The sequence below is a fragment of the Pseudonocardia petroleophila genome, from assembly GCF_014235185.1.
GTDB classification, from domain to species: Bacteria; Actinomycetota; Actinomycetes; order Mycobacteriales; family Pseudonocardiaceae; genus Pseudonocardia; species Pseudonocardia petroleophila.
This window is the reverse complement of sequence record NZ_CP060131.1, coordinates 2,533,881-2,552,136: the sequence shown is the minus strand read 5'-3', so window position 1 is coordinate 2,552,136 and position 18,256 is coordinate 2,533,881. Positions and strand designations below refer to the sequence as shown.

General features: G+C 74.2%; 18 protein-coding genes. 8 read left to right on the top strand and 10 right to left on the bottom strand.

Annotation, left to right across the window (positions count from 1 at the left end; genetic code table 11):
• Window positions 1-75 precede the first annotated feature (75 nt).
• The gene (gene upp, locus H6H00_RS12895) at window positions 76-702 is read right to left on the bottom strand and encodes a uracil phosphoribosyltransferase (RefSeq protein WP_185721495.1); all 627 of its coding nucleotides are present in this window, start codon (window positions 700-702) and stop codon (window positions 76-78) included.
• A gap of 37 nt (window positions 703-739) precedes the next feature.
• The gene (locus tag H6H00_RS12890) at window positions 740-1,645 is read right to left on the bottom strand and encodes a haloalkane dehalogenase (protein ID WP_185721494.1); all 906 of its coding nucleotides are present in this window, start codon (window positions 1,643-1,645) and stop codon (window positions 740-742) included.
• Between H6H00_RS12890 and H6H00_RS12885 the strand changes: the two genes are divergently transcribed.
• Window positions 1,644-2,174, top strand: a complete 531-nt coding sequence (locus H6H00_RS12885) for a GNAT family N-acetyltransferase (RefSeq protein ID WP_255425722.1) — start codon at window positions 1,644-1,646, stop codon at window positions 2,172-2,174. The genes H6H00_RS12890 and H6H00_RS12885 overlap by 2 nt on opposite strands.
• A 15-nt stretch (window positions 2,175-2,189) precedes the next feature.
• Here H6H00_RS12885 and H6H00_RS12880 read toward each other — a convergent pair whose 3' ends face one another.
• A complete protein-coding gene (locus H6H00_RS12880; RefSeq protein ID WP_185721492.1) occupies window positions 2,190-3,098 on the bottom strand; it encodes a molybdopterin-dependent oxidoreductase in 909 nt (302 codons plus the stop codon).
• A 184-nt stretch (window positions 3,099-3,282) separates the two neighbouring features.
• Here H6H00_RS12880 and H6H00_RS12875 point away from each other — a divergent pair, with 184 nt between their 5' ends.
• The 5 genes from H6H00_RS12875 to H6H00_RS12855 all read left to right on the top strand — a co-directional run bounded on the left by H6H00_RS12875 (window position 3,283) and on the right by H6H00_RS12855 (window position 8,209).
• On the top strand, window positions 3,283-3,519 hold the full coding sequence (locus H6H00_RS12875; protein WP_141279019.1) for a hypothetical protein: 237 nt from the start codon (window positions 3,283-3,285) through the stop codon (window positions 3,517-3,519).
• A 120-nt stretch (window positions 3,520-3,639) separates the two neighbouring features.
• A complete protein-coding gene (deoC, locus tag H6H00_RS12870) occupies window positions 3,640-4,605 on the top strand; it encodes a deoxyribose-phosphate aldolase (RefSeq protein ID WP_185721491.1) in 966 nt (321 codons plus the stop codon).
• Window positions 4,605-6,038, top strand: coding sequence for an aldehyde dehydrogenase family protein (locus H6H00_RS12865; RefSeq protein ID WP_185721490.1), 1,434 nt, complete (start codon window positions 4,605-4,607; stop codon window positions 6,036-6,038). Before deoC ends, H6H00_RS12865 begins: the two co-directional genes overlap by 1 nt.
• 31 nt (window positions 6,039-6,069) lie before the next feature.
• Window positions 6,070-6,954: an aldehyde dehydrogenase family protein gene (locus tag H6H00_RS12860; protein ID WP_255425721.1), complete on the top strand. Its 885-nt coding sequence runs from the start codon at window positions 6,070-6,072 to the stop codon at window positions 6,952-6,954.
• Window positions 6,955-6,979: 25 nt separating this feature from the next.
• Window positions 6,980-8,209 carry a SatS C-terminal domain-containing protein gene (locus H6H00_RS12855; protein WP_185721489.1) on the top strand — a complete coding sequence of 410 codons (1,230 nt, stop codon included), beginning with the start codon at window positions 6,980-6,982 and terminating at the stop codon, window positions 8,207-8,209.
• Here H6H00_RS12855 and H6H00_RS12850 read toward each other — a convergent pair.
• Window positions 8,206-9,294, bottom strand: a complete 1,089-nt coding sequence (locus H6H00_RS12850; RefSeq protein WP_185721488.1) for an adenosine deaminase — start codon at window positions 9,292-9,294, stop codon at window positions 8,206-8,208. The genes H6H00_RS12855 and H6H00_RS12850 overlap by 4 nt on opposite strands.
• Before the next feature lie 159 nt (window positions 9,295-9,453).
• On the opposite strand from H6H00_RS12850, the gene H6H00_RS12845 reads away from it, so the two are divergent.
• Window positions 9,454-10,533 (top strand): PA containing protein, encoded by a 1,080-nt coding sequence (locus H6H00_RS12845; protein ID WP_185721487.1) that lies wholly within the window; start codon window positions 9,454-9,456, stop codon window positions 10,531-10,533.
• A gap of 141 nt (window positions 10,534-10,674) precedes the next feature.
• On the opposite strand, the gene H6H00_RS12840 is transcribed toward H6H00_RS12845, so the two are convergent.
• The 6 genes from H6H00_RS12840 to H6H00_RS12815 all read right to left on the bottom strand — a co-directional run bounded on the left by H6H00_RS12840 (window position 10,675) and on the right by H6H00_RS12815 (window position 17,496).
• The gene (locus tag H6H00_RS12840) at window positions 10,675-11,952 is read right to left on the bottom strand and encodes a thymidine phosphorylase (RefSeq protein WP_185721486.1); all 1,278 of its coding nucleotides are present in this window, start codon (window positions 11,950-11,952) and stop codon (window positions 10,675-10,677) included.
• Window positions 11,953-12,002: 50 nt separating this feature from the next.
• Entirely contained in the window at window positions 12,003-12,395 is a 393-nt protein-coding gene (locus H6H00_RS12835) for a cytidine deaminase (protein WP_185721485.1), read from the bottom strand.
• A 2-nt stretch (window positions 12,396-12,397) separates the two neighbouring features.
• Entirely contained in the window at window positions 12,398-13,645 is a 1,248-nt protein-coding gene (locus tag H6H00_RS12830) for an ABC transporter permease (protein WP_185721484.1), read from the bottom strand.
• Entirely contained in the window at window positions 13,642-14,751 is a 1,110-nt protein-coding gene (locus H6H00_RS12825; protein ID WP_185721483.1) for an ABC transporter permease, read from the bottom strand. The genes H6H00_RS12830 and H6H00_RS12825 overlap by 4 nt, the downstream gene beginning before the upstream one ends.
• Window positions 14,748-16,262, bottom strand: coding sequence for an ABC transporter ATP-binding protein (locus H6H00_RS12820; RefSeq protein ID WP_185721482.1), 1,515 nt, complete (start codon window positions 16,260-16,262; stop codon window positions 14,748-14,750). Before H6H00_RS12820 ends, H6H00_RS12825 begins: the two co-directional genes overlap by 4 nt.
• A gap of 103 nt (window positions 16,263-16,365) precedes the next feature.
• The gene (locus H6H00_RS12815) at window positions 16,366-17,496 is read right to left on the bottom strand and encodes a BMP family lipoprotein (RefSeq protein ID WP_255425720.1); all 1,131 of its coding nucleotides are present in this window, start codon (window positions 17,494-17,496) and stop codon (window positions 16,366-16,368) included.
• A 209-nt stretch (window positions 17,497-17,705) separates the two neighbouring features.
• Here H6H00_RS12815 and H6H00_RS12810 point away from each other — a divergent pair, with 209 nt between their 5' ends.
• The gene (locus tag H6H00_RS12810) at window positions 17,706-18,152 is read left to right on the top strand and encodes an SRPBCC family protein (RefSeq protein WP_185721480.1); all 447 of its coding nucleotides are present in this window, start codon (window positions 17,706-17,708) and stop codon (window positions 18,150-18,152) included.
• Window positions 18,153-18,256 lie beyond the last annotated feature (104 nt).

Below are 18,256 nucleotides of genomic sequence, written 5' to 3'. Positions count from 1 at the left end.
CCCGCCACCTCATGGCGGCAAGGTGGCCTTCCTGCAATGCGGGGGGCGGGGCGGGGCGGGGCGGGACGGGCGGGGTTAGGGCACCGCGCCGAACTGCCGGTCCCCCGCGTCCCCCAGACCCGGGACGATGTACGCCGAGTCGTTGAGCCGCTCGTCGACGCTGCCGGTGACGACGCGGACCGGCAGGCCGCTGCGCTCCAGGTGCGCGATGCCCTCCGGGGCCGCCAGCACGCAGATCGCGGTGACGTCGGTGGCGCCGCGCTCGGTGAGCATCCGGATCGTGTGCTCCATCGAGCCGCCGGTGGCGAGCATCGGGTCGAGCACGAACACCGGCCGCCCGGCCAGCGACTCGGGCAGCGACTCCATGTAGGGCACGGGCTGGTGGGTCTGCTCGTCGCGGGCCAGCCCGACGAACCCCATCTGCGCCTCGGGCATCAGGGCCTGCGCGGCGTCGACCATCCCGAGCCCGGCCCGCAGCACCGGCACCAGCAGCGGCGGGCTGGCCAGCCGGTAGCCGGTGGTGCGGGCGACCGGGGTGTGCAGCGGCGCGGTGGCGACGGGGGCGTCGCGGGTGGCCTCGTAGATGAGCATGAGGGTGAGGTCGCGCAGCGCGGCCCGGAAGGCCGCGTTGTCGGTGCGGGCGTCCCGCATCGTGGAGAGGCGGGCGAGGGCCAGCGGGTGGTCGACGACGCGGACATCCATGCCGCGGAGGTTATCCCCCGCCCCACCCCGGCCCCGGTCATCCCCGCACCAGGCTCAGCACCGCCGCGGCCAGCTCCGGGCCGGCGTCCTCCTGCAGGAAGTGCCCGGCGCCGGTGATCGTCGGGTGCCGCCGGCCCGCGGCGCCGGGCAGCTCCGCGCGCAGCACCGGCTCCATCGCCGCGGTGATCGGGTCGCCGTCGCTGAACGCGCAGAGGAACGGCAGGTCCAGCCCGCGCAGGACGGACCAGGCGGCCCGGTTGGCCTCCGTCGCCGGGTCGTCGGGCCGGGTCGGGACGAGCAGCGGCATCGCCCGCGGGCCCGCCTTGTGCGACTCGTCGGGGAACGGGGCGTCGTAGGCCGCGCGCACCGCGTCGGTGAACCGCGTCCGGCAGCCCGACTGCACCAGCCGCGCGACGTCCAGCGTCTGCGCGCCCTCCACGGCGCGGCGGAACCGCCACCACACCTCGGGCATGTCGACGTCCCCGGTGGGCAGCCCGGTGTTGGCCGCGACGACGCCCGCGAACCGGTCCGGGTGCTCGGCCACCAGCCGCAGCCCGATCAGCCCGCCCCAGTCCTGCCCGACGAGCGTGACGCCGCGCAGGTCGAGCACGTCGAACAGCAGCGCCCGCACCCACTCGACGTGCCGCGCGTAGGAGTGGTCGCCGATCTCGGCGGGCTTGTCGGAGCGGCCGAACCCGACGAGGTCGGGCGCGAGGACCCGCAGCCCGGCCGCGGCCAGGACGGGGATCATCGTCCGGTGGAGGAACGACCAGCTCGGCTCCCCGTGCAGCAGCAGGGCCACCGGCCCGTCGGCGGGGCCGTCCTCGACCCACGCCATCCGCAGCGTGCCGCCGTCGCCGTCGGGCACGTCGGCGTAGCGGGGCTCGTACGGGAAGCCGGGGAGGTCGGCGAAGCGCGGATCGGGGGTGCGGAGGATGCGCATGCCCGCGATCCTGGCACCCGTGCTGATCCGTGACGCGACCCCCGACGACTGGCCCGCGATCTGGCCGTTCCTGCGCGAGATCGTGGCGGCGGGCGAGACCTACACGCTCCCCCGCGACATCACCGAGGACGACGCCCGCGCGACGTGGATGCTCCGGCCCCCGGGTGCGACGTTCGTCGCCGTCGACGACGACGGCACGGTGCTCGGCAGCGCCAAGGCGGGCCCCAACCAGCGGGGGCCGGGGTCGCACGTCGGCACGGGCAGCTTCATGGTCGACCCGGCGGCCTCGCGCCGCGGGGTGGGCCGGGCGCTGGGCGAGCACGTGGTCGCCTGGTCGGCGGCGCAGGGGTTCCGCGGGATCCAGTTCAACGCCGTCGTCGAGACGAACACCCGCGCGCTGGCGCTGTGGCACTCGCTCGGGTTCGCGACCGTCGGCGTGGTGCCCGGGGCGTTCGCCCACCCCGTGCACGGCGACGTCGGCCTGACGGTCATGTTCCGCCCGCTCGGCGGGGAGCCCGCGGCGCGGTGACCACCGGCGCGGTGACTACTGCAGCGGGAACGGCGGCTGCCACCACCACGGCTCGTCGACGACCTCGACGGCCACCACCCACTTCACCCACCAGAACCCGCGCCGCCCCGGCGCCACCAGCCGCACCGGCGCGCCGTGCCCGGCCGACAGCGGCCGCCCGGCGAGGTGCGTGGCGAGCAGCAGCGACCCGGCCCCCGACGCCGGGAAGCGCCGCCGGTACCCGGTGGCCGAGACGACGTCGATCGACGCGGACGCCGGCAGGCCCAGCGCGGAGACCGGCACCCCGCGCCACTCCTGCTCGGAGTACCAGCCGCCGGTGCAGTCCAGGACGGCCCGGACCGAGGCCGTCGGCAGCGCCGCGAGGTCGACCTCCCCGGCGGGCGTCCGCAGCGGGCGGTCGGGCAGGCGGGGCACCGGGTCGAACATCCACTGGGTGACGGGGACCGTCGGGACCTCGTGCGACCCGGTCTCCCGCCGCGCCCGGCCCGGCGCGAGCACCCACAGCAGCGCCGACCCCGCGACGACCCCGGTGCCGAGCAGCGCGCGGCGGCGGTCCAGGTCGGTGCGGCGCAGCAGCGGCCGCCTGCGGTGCACCCGCAGGTGCGCCGCCAGCAGCACGACGACCCCCACCGCGGCGCCGACGTGGACCTGCATCGGCAGCAGCCCGAGCACCACCGGCGCCCAGCCCCACAGCGCGTGCAGCAGCCCGCTGCCGACGGCCAGCGCCACGAGCCCCACGAACGCCCAGCCGATCACCTTCCGCGACCGTCCGGGCCGCCGCAGACCCCGCCGGGCGATGCGCGACTTCGCCGGGACGAGCAGCAGCAGGCCCAGTCCGGACGCCCCGTGGACCCCCGTGACCCACCGGGCGGGCCCCGGGGCCCCCACCGCGAAGGCGAGCACGCCGGTGGCCGTCGTCGTCACCAGGAGTATCAGGATGGTGACGTTGACGGCACGAGTCGCCCGGTTCATGCGCCCCCTGTCGTGGATCCGGCACGATCGGTGATCGACTTCGACATTCACCCTGACCCGAACGGGTGGTACGTCGCAAAGACTGTCACGCCGGAGGCCCTTCCGACGCTGTACTAGATGACTAGGAGGTGATCCGGTGCCGGAGAACACGACTTCCGACGAGGCGACGCTCGTCGCAGCGGCCGAGAAGCTCACGCAGTGCGACGGATACGTGGTGCTCGCCGTCGACCCCCAGACCGGGGAGGTCGACGCCCACGGGCCGTTCGACGGATTGACGGCCACGATCAAGGCCGACCAGCTCCGCCGCGACTTCGACCGCGGCGGCCTGGAGGACGTCACGGTCGGCGTCGTCCGCCTGCACAGCTCCACGTGAGGCCCAGCTCGACCTGACACACCGCTCCGCCCGCATCACCGCACACGCCCGCCGCCCGTCCCGTGCGGCGGGCGTGGTGCGTCCGGGGTCGGCCGCGTCGATCCCGCCTAGACTCGCCGCGTGACGACGACCGTTCCGGCCCCGCGGGCCTCGCTGGACCTGGCCGACGCCGTGCGCGACGACGGGTCCCTGCGCCGGTTCCTGCGCGGCCTGCCGGGCGTCGACCAGGTGGGCCTCGAACGCCGCTCGGCGGCGCTGGCCACCCGCAGCATCAAGAAGGAGTCCAAGCTCCGGGCGCTCGACGCGGCGATCTCGATGATCGACCTGACGACGCTGGAGGGCTCGGACACCCCGGGCAAGGTCCGCTCGCTGTGCGCCCAGGCGCGCCGCCCGGACCCCGACCACCCCGAGGTGCCCCCGGTCGCCGCCGTCTGCGTCTACCCCGACCTCGCGGGCACGGCCGTCGAGGCGCTGCGGGGGTCCGGGGTGGCCGTCGCCGCCGTCGCCACCGCGTTCCCCGCCGGGCGCTCGTCGCGCGCGGTGAAGCTGGCCGACACCGCCCTCGCCGTCGACGCGGGGGCGTCGGAGATCGACATGGTGATCGACCGCGGCGCGTGGCTGTCCGGCCGCTACGGCCAGGTGTTCGACGAGATCGTCGCCGTCAAGGCGGCCTGCGGGCCGGCCCACCTCAAGGTCATCCTGGAGACCGGCGAGCTCGCCGGCTACGACGACGTGCGCCGCGCCTCCTGGCTCGCACTGCTCGCCGGGGCCGACGTCATCAAGACCTCCACCGGCAAGATCTCCCCCGCCGCCACCCTGCCGGTCGTGCAGGTGATGCTGCAGGCCGTCCGCGACTGGCACCGGGCCACCGGCGAGCTGCGCGGGGTCAAGGCCGCGGGCGGGATCCGCACCAGCAAGGACGCGATCCGGCACCTCGTCGCCGTCAACGAGGTCGCCGGACCGCAGTGGCTGACGCCCGACCTGTTCCGGTTCGGGGCGTCGTCCCTGCTGGGCGACCTGCTCCGGCAGCGCCGCACCCAGGCGCTCGGACACTACGAGAACACCGACCGGATCGGCACCGCCTGATGACCACCTGGGACTACGCCCCCGCCCCCGAGTCCGCGGCGCTGGCGAACCTGGCGCCCACCTACCGCCCCTTCGTCGACGGCGCGTTCGTCGACGGGGGCGGCGAGGCGCTGAAGACGGTCAACCCGGCCACCGAGGAGGTGCTCGCCGAGGTCGGCACCGCGTCGGCGCAGGACGTCGACCGGGCCGTCGCCGCCGCCCGACGCGCGTTCGAGAAGACCTGGGGCCCGATGCCGGGCGCCGAGCGGGCCAAGTACCTCTACCGGATCGCGCGCATCGTCGCCGAGCGCTCCCGCGAGCTGGCCGTGCTGGAGACGCTCGACAACGGCAAGCCGATCCGCGAGTCCCGCGACGTCGACGTGCCCACCGCGTCGGCGCACCTGTTCCACCACGCCGGCTGGGCCGACAAGCTCGGCTACGCCGGGCTCGGCCCCGATCCCCGCCCGGTCGGCGTCGTGGGCGCGGTGATCCCGTGGAACTTCCCGCTGCTGATGGCCGCCTGGAAGATCGCCCCCGCACTGGCCTGCGGCAACACGATCGTCCTCAAGCCCGCCGAGACCACCCCGCTCACCGCGCTGGTCCTCGCCGAGATCGCCGCCGAGGCCGGGCTGCCCGCCGGCGTGCTCAACGTGCTGCCCGGGGCGGGCGACGTCGGCGCGGCGCTCGTCGGGCACGCCGGGCTCGACAAGGTGGCGTTCACCGGATCCACCGACGTCGGCAAGGAGATCCAGCGGACGCTGGCGGGCACCGGCCGCCGCCTCACCCTGGAGCTCGGCGGCAAGGCCGCCAACATCGTCTACGACGACGCGGCCATCGACCAGGCCGTCGAGGGCGTCGTCGACGGGATCTTCTTCAACCAGGGCCACGTCTGCTGCGCCGGGTCGCGGCTGCTCGTGCAGGAGTCGATCGCCGAGGAGTTCTCCGAGCTGCTGCTGCGCCGCGTCGAGACCCTGCGCGTCGGCGACCCGCTGGACAAGAACACCGACGTCGGCGCGATCAACTCCCGCGCCCAGCTGGGCCGGATCGTCGACCTCGCCGCCGCGGGCGACGCCGAGGGCGCCGTGCGCTGGACCAGCTCCTGCCCGCTGCCCGAGCGCGGCCTGTACTTCCCGCCCACGGTGTTCTCCGGCGTCGAGCAGACGATGCGGGTGGCCCGCGAGGAGATCTTCGGCCCGGTGCTCTCGGTCCTCACCTTCCGCACGCCGGAGGAGGCCGTGGCGAAGGCCAACAACACCCCCTACGGACTATCGGCGGGGATCTGGACGGAGAAGGGCGCGAAGGCGATGTGGACCGCGCAGCGCCTGCGGGCCGGGGTGGTCTGGACCAACACCTTCAACCGCTTCGACCCCACCTCCCCCTTCGGCGGCTACCGGGAGTCCGGCTTCGGCCGCGAGGGCGGGCGGGCGGGCCTGGAGGCCTACCTCTCCGCCTGACCCCGTCGGCGCCCGGCCGTAGGCTGACCCCGTGAGCCTCTCCCCCGCCGTCGACGGCCGCCTCCCCGTGGCCAAGACGTTCAAGCTGTACGTGGGCGGTGCCTTCCCCCGGTCGGAGTCCGGCCGCGTCTACCCGGTCTCCGACACGAAGGGCCGGCTGCTGGCCCACGCCGCGCAGGCGAGCCGCAAGGACCTCCGCGACGCCGTCTCCGCCGCCCGCGGCGCGTTCGGCGGCTGGTCCGGGGCGACGGCCTACAACCGCGGCCAGGTCCTCTACCGCGTCGCCGAGATGCTGCAGGCCCGCCACGACCAGTTCGTCGACGACGTGCTGGCCGCCGAGGGCGGGACGCGCCGGAAGGCGTCGGGCCTCGTCGACGCCGCGATCGACCGCTGGGTCTGGTACGCGGGCTGGACCGACAAGATCGCCTCCGTGCTGGGCTCGGTCAACCCGGTCGCGGGGCCGCTGGTCAACTGGTCCACCCCCGAGCCGACGGGCGTGGTCGGCGTGCTGGCGCCGCAGTCGTCGTCGCTGCTGGGCCTCGTCGACGTCGTCGCCCCGGTGCTGGCCACCGGCTGCACCGTCGTGGTGGTGGCGTCGCAGGAGCGGCCGCTGCCCGCGGTCGGCCTCGGCGAGGTGCTCGCCACCTCCGACGTCCCGGGCGGCGTCGTCAACGTCCTCACCGGTTCCACCGCGGAGCTGGCCCCCTGGCTCGCCGCGCACGGCGACGTGCAGGCGCTCGACCTCGTCGGCGCGCCGGAGGAGGTCGCGGCCGACTGCGAGCGGGCCGCGGCGGGCACCGTGAAGCGGGTGCTGCCCCGCCCGGCCGCCGAACCGGATCCGGCTCGCGCACCGGGCATCGGCCGGCTGCGCGCGTTCGCCGAGATCAAGACCGTCTGGCACCCGGTCGGTCGCTGACCGGGGCGGGTCCTAGGCTCTCGCCGTGGCCAGCGACATCGTCCCGATCCAGCTCTCCCTCACCGAGGGCGACCTCGTCACCCTGTGGGCGCCGAGGTGGCGCGAGGACGGCGAGGAGTGGGAGGCCTTCCTCGGCGACGACGACGCGCTGTTCGCCTTCCCCGAGGTCGCGCAGCTCGCGGCGTTCGTCCGCACGGTCCGCGAGCACGACCTGATCGACCACCCGGCGTGGTCGGTGGTCCCCGACCTCACGGTCGCCGAGCTGACGCCGGAGGACACCCAGGTCTACGACGTCATCGGCGTGCCCGAGATCGCCGCCGAGGACGCCGACCAGTGGACGATCGGCGAGCTGAGCGAGATCGTCGAGATGCTGCGCTCGATCTCCGACGTCTGCGGGCTCGACGTCGTCACCGAGGTGCTCGACTCCGCGCCGGGCTTCGACCTGCTCCGCCAGGGCACCCAGCCGTTCGTCGGGCGCGAGGGCGCCCGGCTGTGGACCGAGATGGTCGGCGTGATCGCCGCGCGCTGGGACGACGTGATCGACGCGCTCGACGACCTCGTCGACACCCCCGAGGTCGACGCCGCGGCGCTCGCGGTCGCGGAGAAGGAGGTCGTGCCGGTCGAGGACGTCGACGCCGTCCTCCCCGCCGACGACTCGGTCGACACCGACGACGACACCGCCGACGACGAGGACGCCGCGGCGGGCTTCTGGGACGAGGTCGGCATCCACCCGATCCGGATCACCACCCGCGACGGCGAGTTCGTCTCGCTGCGCTGCTTCCTCGACGACAAGCCGGTGTTCCTGGGCAGCGGCGGCACCGTCGAGGTGTTCGGCAGCGAGCGCGCGCTGGCCCGCTGGATCGGCGAGGACGGGGCCGAGGGGCACGACCTGACGGTCGCGTCCACCTGGCCCGACGTCGTCGCGAAGGCGGCGGTGGGCGAGCTGGAGGTCGAGGTCCACGAGCTCGACACCTACGTCCTCACCGGGCTGGCCGACGACATCGCCGAGGGTGTCGTCGCGGTCGACGCGACGCAGCTGGAGCAGGCCACCGAGCTGCTGCGCGACGTCGCCGAGTGGGCGGGCGACGACGAGCCCGCCGAGGCGCTGGCGGAGAACCAGCCGCTGGGCTGGCTCGTGTCGTTCGTGGTGCGCCCGAACCCGACCCGCCTGGCCCCGAGCCCGCCGTTCGACCGGGAGTCGGCGCGGTTCCGCGAGCTCGTCGAGGACCTGTCCGGGCGCCTGCACCAGAACTAGGCCTGCAGCGCCGCGTAGCCGGGTTTGATCACGTCGTTGATCAGGGCCAGCCGCTCGTCGAACCCGATGAACGCCGACTTCATCGCGTTGACGGTGAACCACTGCAGGTCGGCCCAGTCGTAGCCGAACGTCTCGGCGAGCCCGGCCATCTCCCGGCTCATCGAGATGTCGGACATCAGCCGGTTGTCGGTGTTGACCGTGACCCGGAACCGCAGCTTCGCCAGCAGGCCGATCGGGTGCTCCGCGAGCGACTTCGCCGCGCCGGTGTGCAGGTTCGACGTCGGGCACATCTCCAGCGGGATCCGCATGTCCCGGACGTACGCGGCGAGCCGGCCGAGCGAGGCGTCGCCGTTGTCGTCGACGGTGATGTCGTCGACGATCCGGACGCCGTGCCCGAGGCGGTCGGCGCCGCACCACTGCAGCGCCTCCCAGATCGACGGCAGCCCGAACGCCTCGCCCGCGTGGATCGTGAAGTGCCCGTTCTGCTGGCGGACGTACTCGAACGCGTCGAGGTGGCGCGTGGGCGGGAACCCGGCCTCGGCCCCGGCGATGTCGAAGCCCACCACGCCGACGTCGCGGTAGCGGATCGCGAGCTCGGCGATCTCGCGGCTGCGGGCGGCGTGGCGCATCGCGGTGAGCAGGCAGCCGACGCGGATCCGGCGACCCCGCTGCGCCGCCCGCGCGCAGCCGACGCGGAAGCCCTCCAGCACCGCCTCGACGACGGCGGGCAGCTCCAGCCCCCCGTCCACGTGCAGCTCGGGGGCGAACCGCACCTCCGCGTAGACGACGCCGTCGTCGGCGAGGTCCTCGGCGCACTCGGCGGCGACCCGGACGAGCGCGTCGGCGGTCTGCATCACGCCGACGGTGTGCCCGAACGTCTCCAGGTAGCGCACCAGCGACCCGGAGTGCGCGGCGTCGAGGAACCAGCGGCCCAGCGCCGGAACGTCGACGGTCGGTAGCGGGCCGTAACCGACGGCGTCGGCGAGCTCGACCACCGTGACCGGGCGCAGGCCGCCGTCGAGGTGGTCGTGGAGCAGGACCTTGGGCGCGTCGCGGACGGTCTCGAGGTTCAGGGGTACGGGCACGTGCTGAACCTAGAACACCACGTCACGGCGCCCTCCCCGGCCGGTCGGACTCGTCCGTACGGGCGACGCCACCGCCGAACGGGGAGCCGCGGACGGGTGATCACCGGCCATCGCTACGCTGAGTGCTCCCCGTCCGCTCAGAGGAAGCTCCCCGCCGCCATGAGCAATGACTCCATCCAGTCGTTCGACCGCATGCGCGGAATGCTCGTGCGCGCCGCCGAGATCCGCGACAGCGAGCAGCAGCAGATCTTCGACTCGCTCGACGAGATCCACGCCCGCCTCGCCGCCCTCGACGCGCTGGGCACGGTGCGCAAGCGCCTCACCGAGCTGCCCGACCGCACCGAGGTCAGCGTCCTCGCCGAGCGCCTCGACGAGACCGTCGCCAAGCTCGACGCCCAGGACGCCACCCTCGCCTCGGTGATGCGGGCACTGGAGGCGCTGCCCGACAAGCTGGCGAAGCCGTTCGCCCAGCTCGACGGCCGCCTCGACGGCATGGCCGGGCGCATGGAGGGCATCTCCGGGCGGATGGACGGGCTCGACGACCGCCTCGGCGGGCTGCACAAGCGCCTCGACGACCTCGACAACCGGCTCGACCGCCACGAGATGCGCCTCGACGCGATGCCGTCCTCGGTCGGCACGCCGATCAAGGAGCGGATCGACGGCATCGAGCGCGTGGTCCGCGAGCAGCTCGACGGCGCCTCCCGTGCGTTCGACGAGACCGGCGAGGGCCTGCGCAACCTGCTCGGCGACACCAGCGTCGGCCTGCACCGCCGCCTGGAGGACCTGGCCGGGCGCCCCGCCGTCGACCCGACGGAGCCGCTCGACGGGCTCGCCGCCCGCCTGGAGGCCCTCGCGGCCCGGCTCGACGCGGTCGACCAGGCCGTCACCGACCGGCTGGAGTCGCTCGACAAGGCCGTCGACGGCAAGTTCGGCTCGCTCGACGGCCGCCTCGACGAGAAGCTCGGCCGCATCGACGCCGTGCTCGTCGAGCGCCCCGACGCCGCCGAGGTGCGCGCGCTGGTGGAGCGGGCCAACGAGGAGTCCGAGCGGCGCAACGGCGGCCAGCTCGACGAGGCGATGGCCACCTTCGCCGAGCTCATCCTGGGCCGGGGCGGGCAGCCGCAGTCCCCGCCCCCGCCGCCCCGCCCGACCCAGCGCCGCTCGCGCAAGGTCACGGTGAAGTCGTCGAACGGGGCGAGCGCGGGCGACACCGTCACCGACGACCCCGACGACGACTGACCGCGGCACGCACCACGGAGGGCCCCGACTCGACGGAGTCGGGGCCCTCCGTCGTCCCCGCGAGTGTGCCGCTCCCACCCGGCGAGTCGGCCGACGCCACCCCGCGAGTCCGCCGCGGGTGGCGATCCCGGCGGCCGCGCGTCAGGGGCGGATCGTGTCCAGGAGCAGCTCCGGGCGCTCGGCGGGGCCGTCGGTGATCCGCAGCCCCCCGTCGAGGGCGGCGCGGGCCCCGGCCACGGCGGCGGGGGTGTCGGTGTGCAGCTCCAGCAGCGGCGTCCCGGCCCCCACCTCGGCCCCCGGGTCGACGAGCAGCAGCACCCCGGCCCCGGCCTGCACCGCGTCCTCCTTGCGCGCCCGCCCGGCCCCGAGGCGCCAGGCCGCCACGCCGACGGCGAGGGCGTCGGGGGTGAACGTGCCGGACCGGTCGGCCGCGACCGTCTCCACGTGCGAGGCCACCGGCAGCGCCGCGGACGGGTCGCCGCCCTGGGCCGCGATCATGGCCTCCCACACCGGGTACGCGGCGCCCGACGCGAGCACCTGCGCCGGGTCGACGTCGGTGATCCCGGCGAGCGCGAGCATCTCCCGGGCCAGCGCGACCGTCAGCGCGACGACGTCGGCCGGCCCGCCCCCGCGCAGCACCTCGACGGACTCGGCGACCTCCAGCGCGTTGCCGGCGGCCCGCCCGAGCGGCACCGACATGTCGGTGACCAGCGCCGTGGTGGCGAGGCCGTGGGCCCCACCGATGTCGACCATCGTGCGCGCGAGCTCCCGGGCCCGGTCGAGGGTCTTCATGAACGCCCCCGACCCGACCTTGACGTCGAGCACCAGCCCGCCCGTGCCCTCCGCGATCTTCTTGCTCATGATCGAGCTCGCGATGAGCGGGATGGACTCGACGGTGCCGGTGACGTCGCGCAGGGCGTAGAGCTTGCGGTCGGCCGGGGCGAGCGTCGGGGTGGTGGCGCAGACGACCGCGCCGACCGCCGCGAGCTGGGCCGCGATCTCGTCGAGCGTCAGCGACGCCCGCCAGCCGGGGATCGACTCCAGCTTGTCCAGCGTGCCGCCGGTGTGCCCGAGCCCGCGCCCGGACAGCTGCGGGACCGCCGCCCCGCAGGCCGCGACGAGCGGCGCGAGCGGCAGTGTGATCTTGTCGCCGACGCCGCCGGTGGAGTGCTTGTCCACCAGCGGGCGGCCGATGTCCCCGAACGACAGCGTCTCGCCGGAGTCGATCATGGCCTGGGTCCAGCGGGCGATCTCGGCGGCGTCCATGCCGTTGAGCAGGATCGCCATCGCCAGCGCTGACATCTGCTCGTCGGCGACGTCGCCGCGGGTGTAGGCGGCCAGCACCCAGTCGATCTGCTCGTCGGTGAGCCGGCGCCCGTCGCGCTTGGCGGTGATCACGTCGACGGTCGAGAAGCTCATGCGCCGACCGTACGACCCGCCCCGTCGCACCCCGCGCGCACCCTGCAGGGTCAGGTGGGGAGGTGCTCCGGGCCGAACGCGTCGGGCAGGACCTCGCTCAGCGGCCGGACGCCGCGGGGGGTGTCGAGCAGGCAGTCGGGCCCGCCGAACTCGTAGAGCACCTGCCGGCACCGGCCGCACGGCATGAGCAGCTCCCCCGTGCCCGACCGGCACGCGACCGCGACGAACCGGCCGCCGCCGGTGAGCCGCAGCTGCCCGGCCATCGTGCACTCCGCGCACAGCCCGAGCCCGTAGGAGGCGTTCTCGACGTTGCACCCGGTGACGACGCGGCCGTCGTCGCAGACCGCCGCCGCGCCGACCTGCAGGTGCGAGTAGGGCGCGTACGCCGACCCCGCCGCGGAGACCGCGGCGGACCGGAGCGCCTCCCAGTCAGTCACATCCACGGTCAGTCACCCTCGCCCCTCCGGTACTCGACGCCGATCGCGGCGGGCGGCCGCAGCCGTTGCGACGCCACCGCCAGCACCAGCAGCGTGACGATCTGCGGCGCGTAGGAGGCGAACTCGCGCGGCACCGTCTCGGTCGAGAAGTAGATCGCGTAGACCACGGCCCCCGCACCGAGCGCGATCGCCGCGGTCTGCCACCGCCGGCGCAGCACCCACACGACGGCCAGCCCGACGGCCAGGATCGACGCCCCGTAGAGCAGAGCGTGCACCGCCTCGCCGCCCGCGCGCAGCTGCACGCCGTCGACGTAGCCGAACAGCGCCGAGCCGGCGAGCAGCCCGCCGGGCCGCCAGTTGCCGAAGATCATCGCGGCGAGTCCGATGTAGCCGCGGCCGCCGGTCTGCCCCTCCAGGTAGCCGAGCTGCCCGGGGTTGAGGGTGAGCGCGGCGCCGCCGAGCCCCGCGAGCCCGCCGGACACGATCAGCGCGACGTACTTGTAGAAGTAGACCTGCACGCCCAGCGACTCCGCAGCCACCGGGTTCTCCCCGCACGAGCGCAGCCGCAGCCCGAAGCTGGTGCGCCACAGCAGCAGGTAGCTCGCGGGCACCAGCACGAACCCGAGCACGACGAGCGGGGTCAGCCCGGACAGCAGCCCGCCGAGGAGCCCCGCGACGTCGGAGAGCACGACCCGCTGCTCGCGCTCGACGGCGGCGAGCCCGTCGGCCAGCGGCTGCACCGAGAACGTCTCGAAACCCTCCACCCGCGGGCTCTGCCGCGGGTTGCCGGAGATCGGGAGGAAGACCAGCGTCGAGAGGTACTTGGTGACGCCGAGGCCGAGCAGCGTGATGGCGACGCCGGAGACGATGTGGTTGACGCCGAACGTCACGGTCGCGACGGCGTGCAGCAGCCCGCCGAGCACCCCGAACACCAGCCCGCCGACGACGGCGGCGTACGGGCCCCACTGGTAGCCGGCCCATGCCGCGCCCCAGGTCCCGAGGATCATCATGCCCTCGAGCCCGATGTTGATGACGCCCGCGCGCTCGGCCCACAGCCCGCCCAGCGCGGCGAACAGGATCGGCAGCAGCAGCCGCACCGCGGCCTGGGTGGTGCCGCTGGAGGTCAGCTGGATCTGGCCGGTGAGCGTGGCCGTGACCGCCAGCAGCCCGACGCCGATCGCCACGACGATCGCCGAGCGCGCCCAGCCGGGCAGCGCGCCGAAGCTGCGGCCCGCCTTCGCGAGGGTGGCGGTCATGCCGACGGCTCCTTCTCGGTCGCTGACGTGTTCTCGGTCCCGGGGACGCCGCGCAGCTGCGCGGCCACCCGGCGCTGCTCGGCGGCGAGCTCGTAGCGCCGCACGATCTCGTACGCGACGACCACCGACAGCACCACCGAGCCCTGCATGATCAGGACGATGTCGCGGGGCACGCCGACGTTGTCGAGCGCGATCGCCGACTTGTCCAGGAACGCCCACAGCAGCGCGCCGAACGCGATGCCCGCGGGGTGGTTGCGCCCCAGCAGCGCGACGGCGAGGCCGGTGAAGCCGTAGCCCTGCGGCGAGGTCAGCGTGTAGGCGAAGTCGCGCCCGAGCACCTCCGGCAGACCGGCCAGTCCGGCCACCGCCCCCGACAGGACGAGCGCGATGATCACCATCCGCTTCGCGTCGACACCGCCTGCGGTGGCCGCCGTCGCCGACTCGCCGGACGCCTTGAGCTCGAACCCGAACCGCGTGCGGTTGAGCAGGAACCAGTAGCCGATGCCGAGCAGCACGGCCACGAACACCATCCCGAAGACGGTGCCCGCTCCGGTGTCGACGCCCGGGAACTGCCCGCTCGGCTCGATCGGCTTCGTGGAGATGTTGTTGCCCTGCAGCACCCCGAACGAGTCGGGGCGGATGAGGAACGCGATCAGGCCGAGCGAGACGGCGTTCAGCATGATCGTGGAGATCACCTCGCTGACGCCGCGGTAGGCCTTGAGCAGCGCGGGGATCCCGGCCCAGACCGCCCCGACGAGCACCGCCACGACGATGATCACCAGCGTGTGCAGCACCGGCGGCAGGACGATCAGGCCGCCGACGATCGCGGCCACGCACGCCGCGAGCCGGTACTGGCCCTCGATCCCGATGTTGAACAGCTTCATCTGGAAGCCGATCGCCGCGGCCAGCGCGACGAAGTAGTAGATGGCGGCGCTGTTGACGATGTCGACGGCCGTGGTGCCCTGCCCGACCTGGCCGATCATGACGCCCAGCGCCGTCAGGGGCGACGCCCCGCTGATCACCAGCGCCACGGCGCACAGCGCGGCGGCGAACAGGATCGCCAGTACGGGGGGCAGCAGCGCGGTGCGGATGCGGCTGACGGTCATGCCGCGGCTCCGTCGGCACCGGTCATGGCGGTTCCCAGCTCCTCGGGGGTGACCGTGGCGGGGTCGGCGTCGGCCACCAGGCGCCCGCGCAGCATCACCTTGATCGTGTCGGACAGACCGATCAGCTCGTCCAGGTCGGCGCTGATCAGCAGCACCGCGAGGCCGTTCGCGCGCGCCCGGCGCAGCACCTCCCAGATCCCCGCCTGCGCCCCGACGTCGACGCCGCGGGTGGGGTGCGAGGCGATCAGCAGCACGGGGTCGCCGGACAGCTCGCGCCCGACGATCAGCTTCTGCTGGTTGCCGCCGGACAGCGCGGCCGCGGCGACGTCGACGCCGGGCGTGCGCACGTCGAACTCCTCGACGATGCGCTGGGTGTCGCGGCGGGCCGCCTCGCGGTCGATCAGGCCGCCGTGCGCCACCGGGCGGCGGCTCTGGTAGCCCAGGATCCGGTTGGCCCACAGCGGCTGCGTGGCCAGCAGGCCGTAGCGGGTGCGGTCCTCCGCGACGTAGCCGATGCCGGCCTCGCGCCGCGCCAGCGTGCCCGCACGGGTGATGTCCTTGCCGGACAGCGTGATCGCGCCGTCCGCGGCCCGGCGCATCCCCATGATCGTCTCGACGAGCTCGGTCTGCCCGTTGCCCTCGACGCCCGCGATGCCGAGCACCTCACCCGCGTGCACGACGAGGTCGACGTCGGAGAGCAGCGGCCGGCCCCCGTCGTCGGAGGCCAGCTGCAGGCCCGTCACGCGCAGCACCTCGCGGTCGGTGACGGTGGAGTCGCGGGTCTCCGGGCTGGGCAGCTCGCTGCCGACCATCATCTCGGCCAGCTGGCGGCTCGTGACCGCCTTCGGGTCGGCGGTGCCGACACAGGTGCCGCGGCGGATCACCGTGATGGAGTCGGCGATCGCGCGCACCTCGTCGAGCTTGTGGGAGATGAACAGGAACGTGAAGCCCTCGGCGCGCATGCCGCGCAGGGTGTCGAACAGGTCGTCGACCTCCTGCGGCACCAGCACGGCGGTCGGCTCGTCGAGGATGATCGTGCGGGCGCCGCGGTAGAGCACCTTGACGATCTCGACGCGCTGCCGGTCGGCCACCCCGAGCCGCTCCACGAGCGTGTCGGGCCGCACGTCGAGACCGACGGTGCGGGCCAGCTCGGTGATCCGGGCCTTCGCCTTCGCCCCGATGCCGAGCTGCGCCTCCGCGCCGAGCAGGATGTTCTCCGCGACGGTGAGGTTGTCGGCCAGCATGAAGTGCTGGTGCACCATGCCGATCCCGGCCCTGATCGCGTCGGCCGGCGAGCGGAACCGCACCTGCCCGCCGTCGACGGTGATCGTTCCCTCGTCGGGCTGCTGGATCCCGTAGAGGATCTTCATCAGCGTCGACTTGCCGGCCCCGTTCTCCCCGCACAGCGCGTGCACCTCGCCGCGGCGCACCGCGAGGTGGATGTCGCTGTTGGCGACCACCCCCGGGAAGCGCTTGGTGATCCCGGCCAGCTCGACGGCGTAGTCCGTCATGCCACTCCTTGTCGAACGTGCGGGCGTCGGACGTGCGTCGGGGGGCCGGGGCGATCGGCCCCGGCCCCCCGCGTACGGCGATGATGCCCTATCGCCCAGCGCCTTACGGCGTGCTGCTCACCGTGATGTCGCCGCTGATGATGGCGGCCTTGTAGGCGTCGAGATCGGCGGCGATGTCGTCGACCCCTCCGCCGGTGGTGGAGTAGCCCACGCCGTCGACGGACAGGTCGAACACCGGCGGGATCACCGTGGTGTCGCCGCCGGCCACGGCGTTGATGTAGTTGAAGACCGCGACGTCGACGCGCTTGAGCATCGAGGTCATGATCACCTCGTTGGTCGGGGCCGCGACGGTGTTGTACTGGTCGGAGTCGACGCCGATCGCGTACTTCGGGGCGTCCGCGGTGGTCGCCGAGGCCACGGCCTCGAACACGCCCTGGCCGGAGCCGCCCGCCGCGTGGTAGACCACGTCGGCGCCGCCGTCGAGCTGGCCGCGGGTCACCTCGGTGCCGCGGGCCGGGTCGTTGAAGCCGGAGAAGTCACCCGCGGGCGAGATGTAGTCGACGTCGACCTGGATGTCCGGGGCCACCGCCTTCGCGCCCTGCACGTAGCCCGCCTCGAACGCCTGGATCAGCGGCACCTCGACGCCGCCGACGAAGCCGATCTGGCACGACGTCGTGCGCAGCGCGGCCGCCGCACCGACCAGGAACGAGCCCTGCTCGGCGGCGAAGGTCAGGCTGGTGACGTTGGGCAGGTCCACGACCGAGTCGACGATCGCGAACTGGGTGTCGGGGAACTCCGCGGCCACCGTCGTCAGGGACTCCGAGTAGGCGAAGCCGACCGCGACGATCGGGCTGAAGCCGTCGGTGGCGAGCTGGCGCAGGCGGCTGACGCGCGCGTCCTCGCTCTCGCCGGTGGCCGCGGCCACCTCGCGGGTGTTGGCCTGCACCAGGCCCAGCTCGGCGACGGCCTGCTCCAGACCGGCGTAGGCGGAGTCGTTGAACGACTGGTCGCCGCGGCCGCCCACGTCGAAGGCGAGGCCGACGCGCAGGGCGCTGGCGTCGGCGTTGGGGGCGATGGGGGCGGCGGTCGGGGCCGCGCCGCCCGCCGCGGCGGGGGCGGGGTTGCGGGCGCACTCCGTGGCGGCCGCGTCACCACCGGCGGCGGGGGTTCCGGTGTCGCGGGCACAGCCCGCGAGGACCAGTGCACTGCTCAGCACTGCGGCTGCGACAGCCAAACCTCTTCTGTTGCGCACGGAAGGGTGCCTCCTGTTCTGGCCGGTGCACCTCGTGGGCCCGGGATTCCTTGGGAGCGGCGCTGCGGTGCGCGCGACGGGGAACCGTAAACCGGGCGGGCGGGGGTTGACCATGGCCGTGACCGAATCGTCGGCTCCGGTGGGTGAGCGCCCCCTGCGCGCCCGGTGATCGGGTGTGCGACATTCGGCCCATGGACGAGGTCACGACGACGATCGCCGCCCCGCCGGACACGGTCTGGGCTCTGGTCACCGACATCACGCGGATGGGCGAGTGGAGCCCGGAGAACACCGGCGGCCGCTGGAGCGGAGGGGCGACGGGCCCGGCCCCCGGCGCCCGGTTCGTCGGCCGCAACCGCAACGGCTGGGTGCGCTGGAGCACGCACTGCCGCGTCGTCGAGTGCGCGGCGCCGTCGCGGTTCGCGTTCACCGTCGCGGAGAACGCGATGACGTGGGGCTGGCGCCTGGAGCCCGTCGACGGCGGCACGCGGCTGACCCAGTGGCGCGAGCGCACCGCGACGCCGAACGTCGCCGTCCGCGCGCTGGTCGCGAGCGGGCTGCTGGGGCGCGACCGCGAGCAGCTGATGGTCGACGGCATGCACCGCACGGTGGCCGCGGTGAAGGCGGCTGCGGAGCGCTGAGTCCCGCCCGCTCGACCGCAGTGGGGTGGCTCCGCTGCAACCCGCTCGGAGTGGAGCCACCCCACTGCAGCCCGGTCGGGGCGTGGTCGCGTCCGTAGAGTGCG